Here is a 19,403-nt window from a genome sequence, read left to right as displayed (position 1 = left end):
TTATGCAAAAATGTAAGAGTGGGAGGGTAAATATTGATGCCCAAATACCACATCACGATAATCTAGGAGGTGCAACGTCGTGGCTAAAAAAATCATTAACGTTGTAAAATTACAAATTCCTGCAGGTAAAGCAAACCCTGCACCACCAGTAGGACCGGCATTAGGTCAAGCAGGTGTTAACATTATGGGATTCTGTAAGGAGTTCAACGCACGTACACAAGATCAAGCAGGTATGATTATTCCAGTAGAAATCAGTGTATTTGAAGATCGTTCATTTACATTTATTACAAAAACTCCACCTGCAGCTGTATTGCTTAAGAAAGCAGCTAAAGTTGAAAAGGGTTCTGGTGAACCGAATAAAAACAAAGTTGCTACAGTTACATCAGCGCAAGTACGTGAAATTGCTGAAACTAAAATGGAAGACTTAAACGCAGCGAACGTAGAGAACGCAATGCGTATGGTCGAAGGTACAGCGCGAAGCATGGGTATTACAGTTGAAGGATAAGAATATTTAATATTCGAATAGGTGTGTTAAACACCTAAAACGTGGGAGGAAATTCCGCTAAAACCACTAAAGGAGGACATATAATGGCTAATAGAGGAAAGAAATATCAAGAAGCGGTTAAAAAATTTGATCCGCAATCATTTTATTCAATTGAAGAAGCAATTAAAATTGCTAAAGAAACAGCAACAACAAGCTTTGACTCAACAGTTGAAGTGGCAATTCGTTTAGGTATTGATACGCGTAAAAATGACCAACAAATTCGTGGTGCAGTAGTGTTACCACATGGTACTGGTAAAACACAACGTGTATTAGTATTTGCTAAAGGTGAAAAGTTAAAAGAAGCTGAAGAAGCAGGAGCTGACTTCGCAGGTGATCAAGAATATGTAAACAAAATCAATCAAGGTTGGTTTGATTTCGATGTAATCGTAGCGACACCAGATATGATGGGAGAAGTTGGTAAATTAGGACGTGTGTTAGGACCTAAAGGATTAATGCCAAACCCTAAAACTGGAACAGTAACGATGGATATTAAAAAAGCAGTTGAAGAAATCAAAGCTGGTAAAGTTGAATACCGTGCTGAAAAAGCAGGTATTGTACATGCATCTATCGGTAAAGCATCATTTACTGAAGAACAGCTTGTTGAAAACTTTAAAACATTACATGATGTAATTTCAAAAGCGAAGCCAGCATCAGCTAAAGGTATATTCTTTAAATCAATTACTGTAACAACAACAATGGGACCTGGAGTTAAAATGGACCCACAAAGCTTCAGAATTGTTTAATTAACACTATTGACAAACGAATAAATGACATATATAATGTGTCAAGTATGAATACTTACCTAAGACAGTAGGAGTTCATTAGAACTTAAAAGACCATCCTACCGAGGCATTGACAACTTGAACCGAACGTTCAAGCACTTTTTGCCGTGGGTAAAAAGTGCTTTTTTTATAGAAAAGCACTATTTCACGCAAGTATGAATCAAATGGAGGTGTCATGGATGTCGAAAATCATCGAGATGAAGCAACAAAAAGTTGATGAAATCGCAGAACAATTAAAAAATTCTGTATCAACAATCGTTGTAGATTACCGTGGTCTAGATGTTGCTGAAGTGACTGAATTACGTAAGCAATTACGTGATGCAGGTGTACAATTCAAAGTTTACAAAAACACTTTAGTACGTCGCGCAGCTGAAAAAGCTGAAATCGAAGGGTTAGATGAATTCTTAACTGGACCAAATGCGATTGCATTTAGTAATGAAGAAGTTGTCACACCAGCTAAAATTCTTAACGACTTCGCAAAAGAACACGAAGCATTAGAAATCAAAACAGGTGTGATTGAAGGAACGCTTACATCAGTTGAAGATGTTAAAGCAATCGCTTCACTACCATCAAGAGAAGGTCTTATTTCAATGGTGTTATCAGTATTACAAGCACCAGTACGAAACTTCGCTTATGCAGTTAAAGCCGTTGGAGAACAAAAAGAGTCTGGTTCTGAAGAGGAAGCAGCAGAATAATTATATTAATTAAAAAAATAGGAGGAATTAATCATGTCAAACGAAAAAATTATCGAAATGATTAAAGAAATGTCAGTTTTAGAATTAAACGACTTAGTAAAAGCAATTGAAGAAGAATTTGGTGTAACTGCAGCGGCTCCAGTCGCAGCAGCAGGTGCAGCTGGTGGAGACGCTAGTGCAGAAGCTAAAACAGAGTTTGATGTTGAATTAACATCAGCTGGATCAAGCAAAATCAAAGTAATCAAAGTTGTTCGTGAAGCAACTGGATTAGGATTAAAAGAAGCGAAAGCGATCGTTGATGAAGCACCGAAAGTTCTTAAAGAAGGAATTTCTGAAGACGAAGCAAACGAATTAAAAGAAAAGTTAGAAGAAGTTGGAGCTTCAGTAGAAGTGAAATAATTTCTAATAATCTCATGAACCCGTTATATTTATATATATAGCGGGTTTATTTTATTTTAGGAGTTGAGACATATGTCCCACTATTATGATGCATCGCCTAATGTATCGAGTGATGAACAGTTAATTGAAAGAAAAATTGCAACACATCAAATGAAATTTCACACGGACAATGGAGTATTTTCTAAAGCGTCTATTGATTACGGCAGTGAATTTTTAATTGAACAATTTATTAATCAAGTAAATTGTGATGAAAGCACCCATATTGTTGATGTAGGATGTGGCTATGGACCTATCGGTCTGACAGTAAAAAAACATTTCAACTGTCAAATGACGATGGTCGATATCAATGAAAGGGCGATTCAATTAGCAAAGAAAAATGCTAAATTAAACAACTTAAGATCGTCAATTAATATTTTTCAAAATGATATTTTATCGAATATAGGTAAAGGTGAAATCGACATATTGTTAACAAATCCTCCTATTCGAGCAGGGAAAGAAGTCGTACATTCAATTATTACACAAGCGCGTCAACTTGATATCAATGAAGTTTGGGTTGTCATCCAAAAAAAACAAGGTATGTCATCGATGAAGAAGCATATAGAATCGTTATATAGTGATGTTGAAACTATTGCGAAAAGTAAAGGGTATTATATTTTGCGAGGAAGTATTGATTTAATATAATGATTATGATAAAGTTATATAATGTATAAAATTATATTCAATCAGTGTGCCTTTTTAGAGGTAATTCTAATCGGTCATTGATTGAATGAGATAAGAAGTATAATGACAATAAATGAAAATGGGTTCATCATGATTCCGTTTTCTTTTTGTCTTATATCTCATAAATTTTGAGGGGTGAATTTGTTGAGTAATCAACTGATCCAATACGGCAAACACCGTACACGTAGAAGCTATGCACGAATTTCAGAGATTTTAGAACTACCTAACTTAATCGAGATTCAAACGAAGTCTTATGATTGGTTTTTAGAAGAAGGATTAATCGAGATGTTTAATGATATCTCACCAATTGAAGATTTCACTGGTAATTTATCATTAGAGTTTGTAAATTATCGTCTAGGTGAACCAAAGTATGATATGGAAGAAGCAAAAGACCATGATGCAACTTATTCTGCGCCATTACGTGTCAAAGTACGTTTGTTAATTAAAGAAACGGGCGAAGTGAAGGAACAAGAAGTATTCATGGGTGACTTCCCGTTGATGACAGACACAGGGACATTCATTATTAACGGAGCAGAACGTGTTATTGTATCGCAGCTCGTTCGTTCTCCATCGGTTTATTATAGTGAAAAAGTGGATAAGAACGGTAAAGTAAGTTTTGGTGCAACAGTTATTCCGAATCGTGGAGCTTGGTTAGAATATGAAATTGATGCTAAGGATGTTGTATACGTTCGTATCGATAGAACAAGGAAATTACCGATCACTGTTTTACTACGTGCTCTAGGTTTTGGAACTAACCAAGAGATTATAGAGCTATTAGGTGATAATGAGTATATTCAAAACACTCTTGAAAAAGATGGAACTGAAACTGTCGATCAAGCCCTTCTTGAAATTTATGAACGATTACGTCCTGGTGAGCCACCAACAGTAGAAAATGCGAAGAATTTATTATATTCTAGATTCTTTGATCCGAAAAGATATGACCTAGCTAGCGTTGGTCGTTACAAAATGAACAAAAAGCTTCATACGAAACATAGATTATTTAATCAAGAACTGGCTGAATCAATTATTGACACAGAAACTGGAGAAGTTTTAGTAGAAGAAGGTACATTAATTGATCGTCGCGTTCTTGAAAAAATCATGGATCAACTAGAGTCTACGGCGAATGTTGAAGTGCATCAATTAGAGCAATCTGTATTAGATGAACCGATTGAAGTACAATCTATTAAAGTGAAAGTTCCAAATGCAGAAGGTGATGAAGAAAAAACTGCAACTGTTTTAGGTAATGCAATGCCAGATAAAGAAATGAAGTGTATCACGCCTTCAGATATTGTAGCTTCTATCAGTTATTTCTTTAACTTATTAGATGGAATTGGTTATACAGATGATATTGACCACTTAGGGAATAGAAGATTACGTTCTGTTGGTGAGTTATTACAAAACCAATTTAGAATTGGATTGTCACGTATGGAACGTGTCGTTCGTGAACGTATGTCGATTCAAGATGTTGATTCAATTACGCCACAACAATTAATTAACATTAGACCGGTTATCGCATCTATCAAAGAGTTCTTTGGTAGTTCTCAATTGTCGCAGTTCATGGATCAAACAAACCCATTAGCAGAGTTAACGCATAAGAGAAGGTTATCCGCATTAGGCCCAGGAGGATTAACAAGAGAACGTGCAGGTATGGAAGTTCGTGACGTTCACTATTCTCACTATGGACGTATGTGTCCAATTGAAACGCCAGAAGGACCGAACATTGGACTAATCAACTCGCTTTCTAGTTATGCGAGAGTTAATGCATTTGGTTTCATTGAAACTCCTTATCGTAAGATTGATCCTGAAACTAATCGTGTGACTTCGCAATTTGATTATTTAACAGCCGATGAAGAAGATGGCTATGTTGTAGCCCAAGCGAATGCTCGTCTTAACGAAGATGGTGAATTCTTAGATGAGGAAGTCGTTTGTAGGTTCCGTGGTAACAACACGAAGATGAAGAGTGAACGTATGGATTACATGGATGTTTCTCCAAAGCAGGTTGTTTCTGCAGCTACAGCGTGTATTCCATTCTTGGAAAATGATGACTCTAACCGTGCGTTGATGGGTGCGAACATGCAACGACAAGCTGTACCTTTGATGAACCCTGAAGCACCATTTGTAGGTACAGGTATGGAGCATGTTGCGGCAAGAGATAGTGGAGCAGCTGTTGTAAGTAAATATCATGGCCGTGTCGAGCACGTGGAAGCGAATGAAATTCGAGTGAAGCGCATCGAGAACATCGATGGTAAAGAAACTGAAACAGATACAACAACGTATCGTTTATCTAAATTTATTCGTTCGAACTCTGGGACAAGTTATAACCAACGTCCTATCGTTAAAGTTGGGGACATTGTTGATAAAGGTGAGATTTTAGCCGATGGACCGTCAATGGAAAAAGGTGAAATGGCACTTGGTCGAAATGTTGTCGTTGGATTTATGACTTGGGATGGGTATAACTATGAAGATGCTGTTATTATGAGCGAACGTCTTGTTAAAGATGATGTCTATACTTCTATCCACATCGAAGAGTATGAATCTGAGTCTAGAGATACTAAGCTAGGACCAGAAGAGATTACGAGAGATATTCCGAATGTTAGTGAGAATGCACTTAAAAATTTAGATGACCGTGGTATCGTGTATATAGGCGCGGAAGTTAAAGATGGTGATATTCTCGTCGGAAAGGTTACGCCTAAAGGTGTGACGGAGTTAACTGCTGAAGAACGGTTACTACATGCCATCTTTGGTGAGAAAGCACGTGAAGTTCGTGATACATCATTGCGAGTACCTCATGGTGCTGGTGGTATTGTGCATGATATTAAAGTGTTCAATCGTGAAGATGATGATGAGTTATCACCAGGAGTTAACCAACTTGTTCGTGTATATATCGTTCAAAAACGTAAAATCTCAGTCGGAGATAAAATGTGTGGACGTCATGGGAACAAAGGTGTAATTTCGAAGATTTTACCGGAAGAAGATATGCCTTATTTACCAGACGGTAGACCAATTGATATTATGTTAAACCCATTAGGGGTACCATCACGTATGAATATTGGACAAGTACTTGAGTTACATCTTGGGATGGCTGCTAAAGAAATGGGTATCCATGTTGCCTCTCCAGTCTTTGATGGTGCGAACGAGGAAGATGTTTGGAATACAATTGAAGAAGCTGGAATGGCTCGTGATGGTAAGACTGTATTATACGATGGTCGAACGGGAGAACCATTTGATAATCGTGTATCTGTCGGTGTCATGTACATGTTGAAGCTTGCACATATGGTAGACGATAAGTTACACGCACGTTCTATTGGGCCGTACTCACTAGTTACTCAACAACCACTAGGTGGTAAAGCACAATTTGGTGGTCAAAGATTTGGTGAGATGGAAGTATGGGCGTTAGAAGCATATGGAGCGGCATATACATTACAAGAAATTCTTACTGTCAAATCAGATGATACAGTAGGTCGCGTGAAGACTTATGAAGCAATCGTTAAAGGTGAGAATGTACCGCGTCCAGGAGTACCTGAATCATTTAGAGTGTTAATGAAAGAGTTGCAGTCACTTGGTTTAGACGTGAAAATTATGGACGAATCAGATAATGAAATCACGATGAAAGATACAGAGGAAGATCAGACGATATCAATGACTAATAATACTAGTAACACACATAAGCCAGAACAAGTTTAATTTTAATTAATTCAATCATATATGGCCTACATGTAAAAAATTAAAAGGAGGGCGCGCTTTGATTGATGTAAATAAATTTAGTTATATGCAAATAGGGTTAGCTTCATCGGAGAAAATTAGAACTTGGTCTGAAGGTGAAGTTAAAAAGCCAGAGACGATTAACTACCGTACATTAAAGCCAGAAAAAGATGGACTATTTTGTGAGAGGATTTTCGGGCCCACAAAGGACTACGAATGTAGTTGTGGTAAGTACAAACGCCGAGCATACCCGAAAGTAGATGTATGTGAACGTTGTGGTGTTTCTATCACGAAGTCAAAAGTACGTCGCGAGCGTATGGGGCATATTGAATTAGCTGCACCAGTATCTCATATTTGGTATTTCAAAGGTATTCCATCACGTATGGGACTACTTCTTGATATGTCACCGAGACAACTTGAGGAAGTAATTTACTTCGCTTCATATGCTGTTATTAATCCTGGCCCAACAGGATTAGATAAAAAAGAATTACTGTCTGAACGTGAATATCGTGAATATTACGATAAGTTCGGTGAAAATTTCACAGCGAAAATGGGTGCGGAAGCGATTCGTGACTTATTAAGACAAATCGACTTAGATGCTGAACTTAAGGCGCTTCAAGAAGAATTAGAATCAGCTACTGGACAACGTTTAACTCGTGCGATTAAAAGGTTAGAAGTTGTAGAATCATTTAGAAATTCAGGCAATAAGCCTGAATGGATGATTCTAGATGTTCTTCCTATTATTCCACCTGAGATTCGTCCGATGGTTCAATTAGATGGTGGCAGATTTGCAACAAGTGATTTAAACGACTTATATCGTCGAGTGATTAATCGTAACAACCGTTTGAAGCGTCTATTAGATTTAGGAGCGCCTGGAATTATCGTTCAAAATGAGAAACGTATGTTACAAGAAGCCGTCGACGCTTTAATTGATAACGGACGTCGTGGCCGACCTGTTACTGGACCAGGAAATAGACCACTCAAATCACTATCTCATATGTTGAAAGGGAAACAAGGACGTTTCCGTCAGAACTTACTTGGTAAGCGTGTAGATTACTCAGGGCGTTCTGTTATCGTTGTTGGACCGAACTTAAAAATGTATGAGTGTGGACTTCCTAAAGAAATGGCTCTTGAGTTGTTCAAACCATTTGTTATGAAGGAATTAGTCTCTCGTGAAATTGCAACAAACATCAAAAATGCAAAAGGTAAAATTGAGCGCATGGAATCTGAAGTATGGGATGTTTTAGAAGATGTAATTAAAGAACATCCAGTGCTTTTAAACCGTGCACCAACACTTCATAGATTAGGAATTCAAAGCTTTGAAGCGAAATTAGTTGAAGGTCGAGCGATTCGTTTGCACCCACTTGTTACAACGGCATATAATGCGGATTTCGACGGAGACCAAATGGCAGTTCATGTGCCGCTTTCAAAAGAAGCACAAGCTGAGGCGCGAATGTTAATGTTAGCAGCGCAAAATATTCTGAATCCTAAAGATGGTAAACCTGTTGTAACACCATCACAGGATATGGTTCTCGGTAACTATTATTTAACGTTAGAACGTGCTGGGACACTTGGAGAAGGATCCATCTTCAAAGATGCAAACGAAGTCATTATGGCATATCAAAATGGTTACGTTCATTTACATTCAAGAATTGCATTACGTGCATCAAGTTATAATGCACCGAAAGTGGCTGAGAAGCATGAAGGCAAGTTAATGTTGACTTCAGTTGGTAAAGTTATATTTAATGAGATAATGCCGGATTCATTCCCATACATTAATGAACCAACGAAAGAAAACTTGGAAGTCGCTACACCAGACAAGTACTTCATCGATGCGATAGATTTAGATGAAGCTGGTTTAAAAGCACACTTTAATACATTAGAAGAGGTACCGTCATTTAATAAAAAGTACCTTGGACAAATCATTGCTGAAGTATTCAATAAATTCCACATTACAGAAACATCAGTGATGCTTGACTTAATGAAGGACTTAGGGTTTAAGTATTCATCTAAAGCAGGTATTACTGTTGGTGTAAGTGACGTCGTTGTATTACCAGATAAACAAGAAATTATTAATGAAGCAGAAGACAAAGTAGAAAAGGTTACAAAACAATTTACACGTGGTTTAATTACTGAAGAAGAACGCTATAATGCTGTCATTGAAATATGGACAAATGCGAAAGATACGATCCAAGATAAGTTAATGGCATCATTAGGTAAATTGAACCCGATTTACATGATGAGTGATTCAGGAGCCCGAGGTAACGCATCTAACTTCACACAACTCGCAGGAATGCGTGGACTAATGGCGAACCCTTCTGGTCGAATTATTGAATTACCGATTAAGTCTAGTTTCCGTGAAGGTCTTACTGTATTAGAATACTTTATTTCAACGCATGGTGCCCGTAAAGGTCTTGCTGATACGGCACTGAAAACAGCCGATTCTGGTTATTTAACACGCCGTCTTGTTGATGTGGCTCAAGATGTAATCGTTCGTGAAAAAGATTGTGGAACAGACCGAGGCTTATTAGTAAAAGCAATCAAAGAGGATAACGAACTTATCGAACCGTTGTTCGATCGTTTAGAAGGTCGTTATGCAAAAGAAACAGTACGACACCCTGAAACTAAAGAAATTATTGTGAAGTCGAATGAATTGATTACTGTTGATTTGGCGAAAGAAATTGTTAATGCAGGTATTGAAGAAGTCTACATTCGATCAGCATTCACATGTAATACACGCCATGGTGTATGTGAGCGTTGTTACGGTAAAAACTTAGCTACAGGTGAAAAAGTTGAAGTCGGTGAAGCTGTAGGAACAATTGCCGCACAATCTATCGGTGAACCAGGTACACAATTAACAATGCGTACATTCCACACAGGTGGAGTCGCAGGTAGCGATATTACCCAAGGTTTACCACGTATTCAGGAATTATTTGAAGCACGAAATCCGAAAGGACAAGCTGTTATTTCAGAAATTAATGGTGAAGTCACTGATATTGAAGTTATTAAAGATCGTCAACAAGAAATTAAAGTTAAAGGTGACAATGAAACAAGAACTTACGTTGCGTCTGGAACTGCACGCTTAAAAATCGAAGTTGGTGACAAGGTCGAACGTGGTCAAGTATTAACTGATGGTTCAATTGAACCGAAACATCTATTGAATGTGGCTGGATTAAATGAAACTCAGAATTACTTGCTTAAAGAGGTACAGAAAGTATACCGTATGCAAGGGGTTGAAATTGATGACAAGCACGTTGAAGTCATGGTACGTCAAATGTTACGTAAAGTAAGAATAATCGAAGCAGGAGACACATCATTATTACCAGGTGCTCTCGTTGATATTCATCAGTTTACTGACGCAAACAAGGAAATCTTTAAGCAACGTAAACGACCAGCAACTGCTAAACCTGTACTCCTTGGAATAACGAAAGCTTCACTAGAAACAGAAAGTTTCTTATCAGCAGCTTCATTCCAAGAGACAACTAGAGTGTTGACAGATGCAGCAATTAAAGGAAAACGTGATAATCTTCTTGGATTAAAAGAGAATGTTATTATTGGTAAATTGATTCCAGCAGGTACTGGTATGCAACGCTATAATAAGTTTGATTTTGATCATGATGTAATGCAAGTAAACGAAGAAGAAACGCAACTAAACTAATTAGTGTATTAAACCCAGAAAACAATTTAATTGAAGGCAATTAAATTGTTTTCTTCTTTTTAATAATAGAAAAATACTTTGACAAATAACTATTAAAATGATACTATTGTTAAGGTTACTTTTGAATAGAGTATCACGATGACCATGTAAGATTAATCTTACGTAATTTTTTTACTTCAAAAATGAACCACCTGGATGTGTGGTATTAATGAAAGAGAGGAGGATAAAATATGCCTACTATTAATCAGTTAGTTCGTAAACCGCGTCAATCTAAAAGTAAGAAATCAAATTCTCCAGCAATGAACAGAGGTTTCAACAGTTTGAAGAAGCGTCCAACGATAACAAACTCTCCACAAAAGCGTGGTGTTTGTACACGTGTTGGAACAATGACACCGAAAAAACCGAACTCAGCATTACGTAAATATGCGCGTGTTCGTTTATCGAATAACATGGAGGTCAATGCATACATTCCTGGTATCGGCCATAACTTACAAGAGCACAGTGTTGTACTTGTACGTGGTGGACGTGTAAAAGACTTACCAGGGGTACGTTATCACATTGTACGTGGTGCACTTGATACTTCAGGTGTTGATGGGCGCCGTCAAGGCCGTTCATTATACGGAACTAAGAAGCCTAAAGAATAATAATTAAACAGTTTTATTTCAAATGTAAATTAATTGTTAAAATTATTGTTGAAAGTGGAATATACAAAAAAAATAAATTATACTATGAAAGGAGGATTCATTATGCCTCGTAAAGGTTCAGTACCAAAGCGTGACGTATTACCGGATCCGATTCATAATTCTAAATTAGTAACAAAATTAATTAATAAAATTATGATTGACGGAAAACGTGGTACAGCGCAACGTATTTTATACAATGCTTTTGATTTAGTGCAAGAACGTTCGGGTAAAGATGCTATGGAAGTATTTGATGAAGCATTAAACAACATCATGCCAGTGCTTGAAGTTAAAGCACGTCGTGTTGGTGGTTCTAACTATCAAGTACCTGTAGAAGTTCGTCCTGATCGTCGTACGACACTTGGTTTACGTTGGTTAGTTAATTACGCACGCCTTCGTGGTGAAAAGACAATGGAAGAGCGTCTAGCGAATGAAATTTTAGATGCTGCTAACAACACTGGTGGTGCCGTTAAGAAACGTGAAGACATGCATAAAATGGCAGAAGCAAACAAAGCATTTGCTCACTACAGATGGTAAAATAACACGTCTATTTAGACGGGTTATTACCATATAAATAACCTTAGGAAGGGGAAAGAATACTTATGGCAAGAGAGTTTTCACTAGAAAAAACTCGTAATATCGGTATCATGGCTCACATCGATGCTGGAAAGACGACAACGACTGAACGTATTCTTTATTACACAGGTAAGATTCATAAAATTGGAGAAACACACGAAGGTGCATCTCAGATGGACTGGATGGAACAAGAACAAGAACGTGGTATTACAATTACAAGTGCTGCGACAACTGCTTCTTGGAAGGATCACCGTATCAACATTATTGATACACCAGGACACGTAGATTTCACTGTTGAAGTTGAACGTTCATTACGTGTATTAGATGGTGCTGTAACTGTGCTGGATGCTCAATCAGGCGTTGAACCACAAACTGAAACAGTTTGGAGACAAGCAACGACATATGGTGTTCCTCGTATTGTATTCATCAATAAGATGGACAAAACAGGTGCTGACTTCAAATATTCAGTAGGAACACTTAAAGAGCGATTACAAGCAAACGCGCATCCAATTCAACTTCCAATTGGTGCTGAAGATAACTTCTCAGGTATCATCGATTTAGTTGAGATGAGAGCATTCAATTATAATAATGATTTAGGAACTGAAATTGAAGAAATAGATATTCCTGAAGAATTTATGGCTGAAGCTGAAGAATTAAGAGAAGGTTTAATTGAAGGTTTGTCAGAAGTCAATGAAGAAATTATGGAGAAATATTTAGGCGGAGAAGAAATTTCAAAGGATGAGTTGAAAGCGGCAATCCGTAAAGCAACTTGTGATGTAGAATTCTATCCAGTACTTTGTGGTACAGCATTCAAAAACAAAGGTGTTCAATTGATGATTGACGCCGTTTTAGATTACTTACCATCTCCATTAGACGTTAAACCAATTGTTGGACACCGTGTAAGTGATGAAGAAGAAGAAGTTATCGCTAGAGCTGATGATTCAGCTGACTTTGCTGCATTAGCATTTAAAGTTGCAACGGATCCATTCGTTGGTAAATTAACATTCTTCCGTGTGTACTCAGGTACATTATCATCTGGTTCATACGTTAAAAACTCTACGAAAGGTAAGCGTGAACGTGTTGGGCGTATCTTACAAATGCACGCAAACTCTCGTGAAGAGATTTCAACAGTATACGCTGGAGATATCGCTGGAGCAGTAGGTCTTAAAGGTACAGGAACTGGAGATACTTTATGTGGTGAAAAAGATGATATCATCCTAGAGTCTATGGAGTTCCCAGAGCCAGTAATCCAACTTTCTGTTGAGCCTAAGTCTAAAGCAGACCAAGCTAAAATGACAGAATCACTTGTTAAATTACAAGAAGAAGACCCTACATTCCATGCGCATACGGATGAAGAAACTGGACAAGTTATCATTGCAGGTATGGGTGAATTACACTTAGATATTTTAGTTGACCGTATGAAACGTGAATTCAAAGTTGAATGTAACGTTGGTGCGCCAATGGTATCTTACCGTGAAACATTTAAACAATCAGCAAGCGTTCAAGGTAAATTCTCACGTCAATCAGGTGGTAAAGGACAATATGGTGATGTTCATATTGAATTTACTCCAAATGAAGTAGGTGCAGGATTTGAATTTGAAAACGCAATCGTTGGTGGTGTTGTTCCTCGTGAATATATCCCATCAGTAGAAGCTGGTCTTAAAGATGCAATGGAAAATGGTGTTATTGCCGGCTATCCATTAATTGATGTGAAAGCGAAATTATTTGATGGTTCATACCATGATGTCGATTCATCTGAAATGGCCTTCAAAATTGCAGCATCACTTGCATTAAAAGAAGCGGCTAAAGTGTGTCAACCTGTTATCTTAGAACCAATGATGAAAGTTGAAGTAATCATCCCTGAAGAATATATGGGAGATATTATGGGAGATATTACTTCACGTCGTGGACGTGTAGATGGAATGAATGCTCGCGGTAACGCACAAGTCGTTAATGCGTATGTTCCACTTTCGGAAATGTTTGGTTACTCAACGTCATTACGTTCTAATACACAAGGTCGTGGAACTTATACTATGACATTTGATCATTATGAAGAGGTTCCTAAATCAGTAGCTGAAGAAATCATCAAGAAAAATAAAGGTGAATAATCTTTAATTAAATGATTTGATTTTTTTAAGTAAATGATTTATAACGATTATATAGGAATTAACATGCATAAAGTGATATAATACCTTTATGCATGATTTAAATAAAATTAACATATATTAAAGGAGAGTATTATAATGGCTAAAGAAAAATTTGATCGCTCGAAGACCCATGCCAATATCGGTACAATTGGTCACGTTGACCACGGGAAAACTACATTAACAGCTGCAATCGCTACAGTATTAGCGAAAAGTGGTGCTGGAGAAGCACAATCATATGATATGATTGATAACGCTCCAGAGGAAAAAGAACGTGGAATCACAATCAATACTTCACATATAGAGTATGAAACTGAAACACGTCACTATGCACACGTTGACTGCCCAGGACACGCTGACTATGTTAAGAACATGATTACTGGTGCTGCTCAAATGGACGGCGGTATCTTAGTAGTATCTGCTGCTGATGGTCCAATGCCACAAACACGTGAACACATTCTATTATCACGTAACGTTGGTGTTCCAGCATTAGTTGTATTCTTAAACAAAGTTGACATGGTTGACGATGAAGAATTATTAGAATTAGTTGAAATGGAAGTTCGTGAATTATTATCAGAATATGACTTCCCTGGAGATGACGTTCCAGTAATCGCTGGTTCAGCGCTTAAAGCTTTAGAAGGTGTTAAAGAATACGAAGACAAAATTTTAGAATTAATGGCTGCAGTTGATGAGTACATCCCAACTCCAGAACGTGATTCTGATAAGCCATTCATGATGCCAGTTGAGGACGTATTCTCAATTACTGGTCGTGGTACAGTTGCAACAGGACGTGTTGAGCGTGGATCAGTTAAAGTCGGTGACGAAATCGAAATCATCGGTATTAAAGACGAGTCTACTAAAACAACAATCACTGGTGTTGAAATGTTCCGTAAGTTATTAGACTATGCTGAAGCTGGAGATAATATTGGTGCCTTATTACGTGGTGTGAACCGTGAAGATATCCAACGTGGTCAAGTATTAGCGGCTCCTGGATCAATCACTCCACACACTAAGTTTAAAGCTGAAGTATATGTATTATCTAAAGACGAAGGTGGACGTCATACTCCATTCTTCTCAAACTACCGTCCACAATTCTATTTCCGTACTACTGATGTTACAGGTGTTGTAACTTTACCAGAAGGTACTGAAATGGTTATGCCTGGAGATAACGTTGAAATGAACGTTGAATTAATCTCTCCAATCGCTATTGAAGATGGTACTCGTTTCTCTATCCGTGAAGGTGGACGTACTGTAGGATCAGGCGTTGTATCTGTAATCGAAGAGTAAGTGAGACTTAAGGCAAAGAGGATAATCCTCTTTGCTTTTTTTGTGTTATAATGTAAGCGGTTACCCAAAGTGAGGAGGGATAGCATTGAATAAAGCGTTGCTGATTATTGATTATTCATATGATTTTGTTGCAACAGATGGTAAATTAACTGCTGGAGAAGCAGCGCAACATATAGAAAAATCATTATATGAAAGAATTAAACAATCATATAATGATGGTGAATTTATTTTCTTTATGATGGATGCCCATGTTGAAGAAGATTATTATCATCCAGAAACAAAACTATTTCCAGAACATAATATATTGGGAAGTAAAGGAATTGAACTTTATCAAAGTATTAGAGATTTATATAATGAAATAAAAGATGATGAACTTGTATTCTTCATTGAAAAAACTAGGTATAGCGCTTTCCAAGGTACGCCACTGCAACTGTTACTTAAAGAGAGAAATATTGAATCAATCCAATTGACAGGCTTAGTTACAGATATATGCATTCTACACACTGCAATTGATGCATATAACTTAGGGTATGATATAACTATTTATAAAGATTGTGTCGCATCTTTTAATCAAGTAGGTCATGAATTTGCGTTAAGTCACTTTGAAAAGACATTGGGAGCAACAGTTGAATAAAATTAGGACTGATCATTAAAATACTTAAGCGTAGCATTGATTAAGACTTCAACGCCATACTTCATACCACTTTCATCAATATCAAATAATGGATGGTGGTGAGGGTATCCAGCTTTAAAATTAGGATTATAAGTTCCTGTGTGGAAAAAGGATCCTGGTACTCTTTGTAAATAATAGCTGAAGTCTTCACCCCCTAGGCTTGCTTCTAATTCTATGACTTTATCAATTGAAGTACTATTTGATGCGCTATCATATATGAGCTGTGTAGCGTAATGATCGTTAACGATAGGTGGATATCCTTTTAGGTATTCAAGTTCATAAGTAACACCAAAATACGTGCTTGTTGAATTGAGACATTTTTTTAATGAATCAATCATTATTTTTTGAGTTTGATAGTCAAATGTTCGTATTGTTCCAGCGATTTTGGATTCTTCAGGAATGATGTTGTTTTGCGAACCTGTTTGAATCATCGTGATGGATAGTACATTTGATGAACTAGATGGAATATTTCTATGGATGAACTGCATTTGATTACAAAGAGAAATTGTGGCAGCAACTGGATCAATTGTTGATTCAGGTTTAGACGCGTGACCACCCTTACCTTTCATTGTAATGAAGAAATCATCTGGCATACCTGTTAATGTCCCTGATTTATAACCTATTGTGCCAACAGGGAGATCGCTAGACATATGTTGACCGAAGATAATATCGACACGATCTAGAGCGCCATCTTTAATCATTGAAATGGCACCACCCGGATCCACTTCTTCTCCGTGTTGAAATATAAAGGTTACGTTCCCTGTGAGTTCATCTTTATGCGCATTTAAAATTTTGGCAACAATAAGTAACGAGGCAGTATGTGCATCATGACCACACGCATGCATCACGCCATCGATTGTAGATTTATATGATACGTCTTTTTCATCTTGAATTGGAAGTGCATCAAAATCGGCACGAAGAGCTACAGTAGGAAGATTTGTGTCAATGATAATCTTACCAACTACACCTAGACCACCGACATTTGTTCTTACTTCATCCAGGCCTAAGTCTGTTAAGTAATCTGCAATATATTGTGATGTTTTATATTCTTGGAATGATAGTTCAGGATTCATATGAAAGTGTCGACGCAAATTAACCATTTCACGGTAGTGGGATTCAATCTGTTGAGTAATATCGAACATATTATTTCATCTCCTTTATTTTTAGTTTATATTGTATCAATTTTCAGACAAATATAAAAGATAAGAAGTTCTACATAATAATTAATACTTACAGATGAAAATGTTAAACTATAAATGAATAATAATTTGGAGGTCATAAAAATGACTAAGGCATTGAATGAATTTTTAGAGTCAAATTTGAAAGAGTTAAAAGATAATGGTTTGTACAATGAAATCAATGTTGTAGAAGGTGCGAATGGTGCTGAAATAACAATTGATGGACGAAAGATGATTAATTTATCATCAAATAACTACTTAGGACTTGCAACAAATGAAACACTAAAACAAGCTGCGAAATCTGCTGTTGATTCTCATGGTGTAGGTGCCGGTGCTGTAAGAACGATTAACGGAACACTTGATTTACACGTTGAATTAGAAGAGACGTTAGCTAAATTTAAAGGTACTGAAGCTGCAATTGCTTATCAATCAGGATTTAACTGCAATATGGCTGCTATTTCTGCGGTGATGAATAAGCACGATGCAATTTTATCAGATGAATTAAACCACGCTTCAATTATAGATGGATGTCGTCTTTCAAAAGCAAAAATTATCCGTGTTAAACATTCGGACATGGATGATTTAAGACAGAAAGCGAAAGAAGCAGTAGAATCAGGACAATATAATAAAGTGATGTATATTACAGACGGTGTATTCTCAATGGATGGAGATGTTGCAAAACTTCCTGAGATTGTTGAGATTGCAGAAGAGTTCGGATTAATTACGTATGTTGATGATGCGCATGGAAGCGGTGTAATGGGTAAAGGTGCTGGAACAGTTAAACATTTCGGTCTACAAGATAAAATTGACTTCCAAATCGGTACATTATCGAAAGCGATTGGTGTAGTTGGAGGATACGTCGCAGGAAGTCAGCAATTGATTGACTGGTTAAAAGTTGCTTCAAGACCATTCTTATTCTCAACATCTTTAGCACCTGGAGATACGAAAGCAATTACAGAAGCGGTACAAATGTTAATGGATTCAACAGAATTGCATGATAAATTATGGGAAAATGGTGATTACTTAAAAGAAGGATTAAAATCATTAGGATTTGATATCGGTCATTCAGAAACACCAATTACGCCATGTATTATCGGTGATGAGAAAACAACTCAACAATTCTCTAAACGTCTAATGGAAGAAGGCGTATATGCGAAGTCCATTGTCTTCCCAACAGTACCCAAAGGAACAGGTCGTGTACGTAATATGCCGACAGCGGCACATACGAAAGAAATGTTAGACGAAGCATTGAAAGTTTACGAAAAAGTAGGAAAGGAGCTAGGTGTACTATCGTAACTGATGTTAAAGGAGTGTAGGTGAATTATGAAAAGAATTATAATTACTGGCGCGTTAGGACAAATTGGTACAGAATTAACACAGAAGTTAAGAGAAGTATACGGTGATGAGAATGTACTTCCAACAGATATTAGAGAGCCAGATATGGAAATCTTTAAAGGAAAGCCATTCGAAGTATTAGATGTCATGAATATCGATCGAATGAAAGAACTTGTCGAATCATTTAAACCAGATACGATTATGCATATGGCGGCACTGTTAAGTGCAGTCGCAGAATCAAAACCTCTCATCGCGTGGAACTTAAATATGGGAGGACTTGTAAATGCATTAGAAGTTGCACGAGAATATGATTTACAATTCTTTACACCAAGTAGTATTGGAGCGTTTGGCCCAACGACGCCGAAAGATGATACGCCACAAGTGACGATTCAAAGACCAACAACGATGTATGGTGTGAATAAAGTATCAGGTGAATTATTGTGTGATTATTATTATCACAAATTCGGAGTTGATACACGTGGAGTTAGATTCCCAGGATTAATTTCACATGTGAAAGAACCAGGCGGAGGTACGACGGATTACGCTGTAGATATATACTTCCAAGCGATTAGAGAAGGTCAATATACATCGTATATTGACAAAGGAACATATATGGACATGATGTATATGGATGATGCAGTTCAAGCGATTATCGATTTAATGGAAGCAGATGGCGATCAATTAGAAACCCGTAACGCATTTAATATTACAGGAATGAGTTTTGAGCCTGAACAAATTGCTGCTGAAGTGAAGAAGCATATACCTGATTTTGAAATGAATTATGATGTTGACCCGGTACGTCAAGGTATTGCGAATAGTTGGCCGAATCATATTGATGATAGTGAAGCGAGAAGACAGTGGAAATTCAATCCAAAATATGATTTAGAGAAAATGACTGAAGTGATGTTAGAAGCGATTAGAAATAAATAGAAAATTTTTGTTTGACTTTTGTTTTGAAAAAAACAAAAGTCATTTTTTTTACATAATTTTAAACATATATTAATTAATAATTAAAATGGTGGTGTTACTA

Annotated in this window: 15 protein-coding genes and 1 other annotated feature; of the genes, 14 read left to right on the top strand and 1 reads right to left on the bottom strand. The window is 37.0% G+C overall.

The genetic code is table 11. From position 1 onward, the window contains the following. The first annotated feature begins 79 nt into the window (after positions 1-79). The 12 genes from rplK to EDD62_RS08080 all read left to right on the top strand — a co-directional run bounded on the left by rplK (position 80) and on the right by EDD62_RS08080 (position 15,821). On the top strand, positions 80-505 hold the full coding sequence (gene rplK, locus EDD62_RS08135) for a 50S ribosomal protein L11 (protein WP_077140931.1): 426 nt from the start codon (positions 80-82) through the stop codon (positions 503-505). A gap of 83 nt (positions 506-588) precedes the next feature. Continuing rightward, a complete protein-coding gene (gene rplA, locus EDD62_RS08130; RefSeq protein WP_077140930.1) occupies positions 589-1,287 on the top strand; it encodes a 50S ribosomal protein L1 in 699 nt (232 codons plus the stop codon). Positions 1,288-1,327: 40 nt separating this feature from the next. Beyond that, positions 1,328-1,463, top strand: a sequence feature (ribosomal protein L10 leader region). Between the two features lie 42 nt (positions 1,464-1,505). Next, the gene (rplJ, locus tag EDD62_RS08125; protein WP_077140929.1) at positions 1,506-2,021 is read left to right on the top strand and encodes a 50S ribosomal protein L10; all 516 of its coding nucleotides are present in this window, start codon (positions 1,506-1,508) and stop codon (positions 2,019-2,021) included. 33 nt (positions 2,022-2,054) lie between these two features. Beyond that, complete coding sequence (gene rplL / locus EDD62_RS08120; protein WP_407922647.1) at positions 2,055-2,420, top strand: 50S ribosomal protein L7/L12; 366 nt, start codon at positions 2,055-2,057, stop codon at positions 2,418-2,420. Positions 2,421-2,492: 72 nt separating this feature from the next. Further along, complete coding sequence (locus tag EDD62_RS08115; protein WP_123808527.1) at positions 2,493-3,101, top strand: class I SAM-dependent methyltransferase; 609 nt, start codon at positions 2,493-2,495, stop codon at positions 3,099-3,101. A gap of 183 nt (positions 3,102-3,284) precedes the next feature. Next, positions 3,285-6,824, top strand: a complete 3,540-nt coding sequence (rpoB, locus tag EDD62_RS08110) for a DNA-directed RNA polymerase subunit beta (RefSeq protein ID WP_123808525.1) — start codon at positions 3,285-3,287, stop codon at positions 6,822-6,824. 58 nt (positions 6,825-6,882) lie between these two features. After that, the gene (rpoC, locus tag EDD62_RS08105; RefSeq protein ID WP_123808523.1) at positions 6,883-10,500 is read left to right on the top strand and encodes a DNA-directed RNA polymerase subunit beta'; all 3,618 of its coding nucleotides are present in this window, start codon (positions 6,883-6,885) and stop codon (positions 10,498-10,500) included. A gap of 230 nt (positions 10,501-10,730) precedes the next feature. Beyond that, the gene (rpsL, locus tag EDD62_RS08100) at positions 10,731-11,144 is read left to right on the top strand and encodes a 30S ribosomal protein S12 (protein ID WP_077140924.1); all 414 of its coding nucleotides are present in this window, start codon (positions 10,731-10,733) and stop codon (positions 11,142-11,144) included. A 102-nt stretch (positions 11,145-11,246) separates the two neighbouring features. After that, entirely contained in the window at positions 11,247-11,717 is a 471-nt protein-coding gene (gene rpsG / locus EDD62_RS08095) for a 30S ribosomal protein S7 (protein ID WP_077140923.1), read from the top strand. Between the two features lie 65 nt (positions 11,718-11,782). Further along, positions 11,783-13,864, top strand: coding sequence for an elongation factor G (gene fusA, locus EDD62_RS08090; protein WP_123808521.1), 2,082 nt, complete (start codon positions 11,783-11,785; stop codon positions 13,862-13,864). Between the two features lie 135 nt (positions 13,865-13,999). Next, complete coding sequence (gene tuf / locus EDD62_RS08085) at positions 14,000-15,187, top strand: elongation factor Tu (RefSeq protein WP_077140921.1); 1,188 nt, start codon at positions 14,000-14,002, stop codon at positions 15,185-15,187. 85 nt (positions 15,188-15,272) lie between these two features. Further along, a complete protein-coding gene (locus EDD62_RS08080; protein WP_123808519.1) occupies positions 15,273-15,821 on the top strand; it encodes a cysteine hydrolase family protein in 549 nt (182 codons plus the stop codon). Between the two features lie 2 nt (positions 15,822-15,823). Here EDD62_RS08080 and EDD62_RS08075 read toward each other — a convergent pair whose 3' ends face one another. Continuing rightward, entirely contained in the window at positions 15,824-17,002 is a 1,179-nt protein-coding gene (locus tag EDD62_RS08075; protein WP_077140919.1) for a M20 metallopeptidase family protein, read from the bottom strand. A 141-nt stretch (positions 17,003-17,143) separates the two neighbouring features. On the opposite strand from EDD62_RS08075, the gene EDD62_RS08070 reads away from it, so the two are divergent. After that, on the top strand, positions 17,144-18,334 hold the full coding sequence (locus tag EDD62_RS08070; protein WP_123808517.1) for a glycine C-acetyltransferase: 1,191 nt from the start codon (positions 17,144-17,146) through the stop codon (positions 18,332-18,334). Between the two features lie 27 nt (positions 18,335-18,361). Next, complete coding sequence (locus EDD62_RS08065; protein WP_123808515.1) at positions 18,362-19,303, top strand: L-threonine 3-dehydrogenase; 942 nt, start codon at positions 18,362-18,364, stop codon at positions 19,301-19,303. Positions 19,304-19,403: the final 100 nt, after the last annotated feature.

The organism is Abyssicoccus albus (assembly GCF_003815035.1).
GTDB lineage: Bacteria > Bacillota > Bacilli > Staphylococcales > Abyssicoccaceae > Abyssicoccus > Abyssicoccus albus.
Note: the sequence above shows the minus strand (reverse complement) of the source record. Positions and strands in the feature narration are given on the sequence as shown.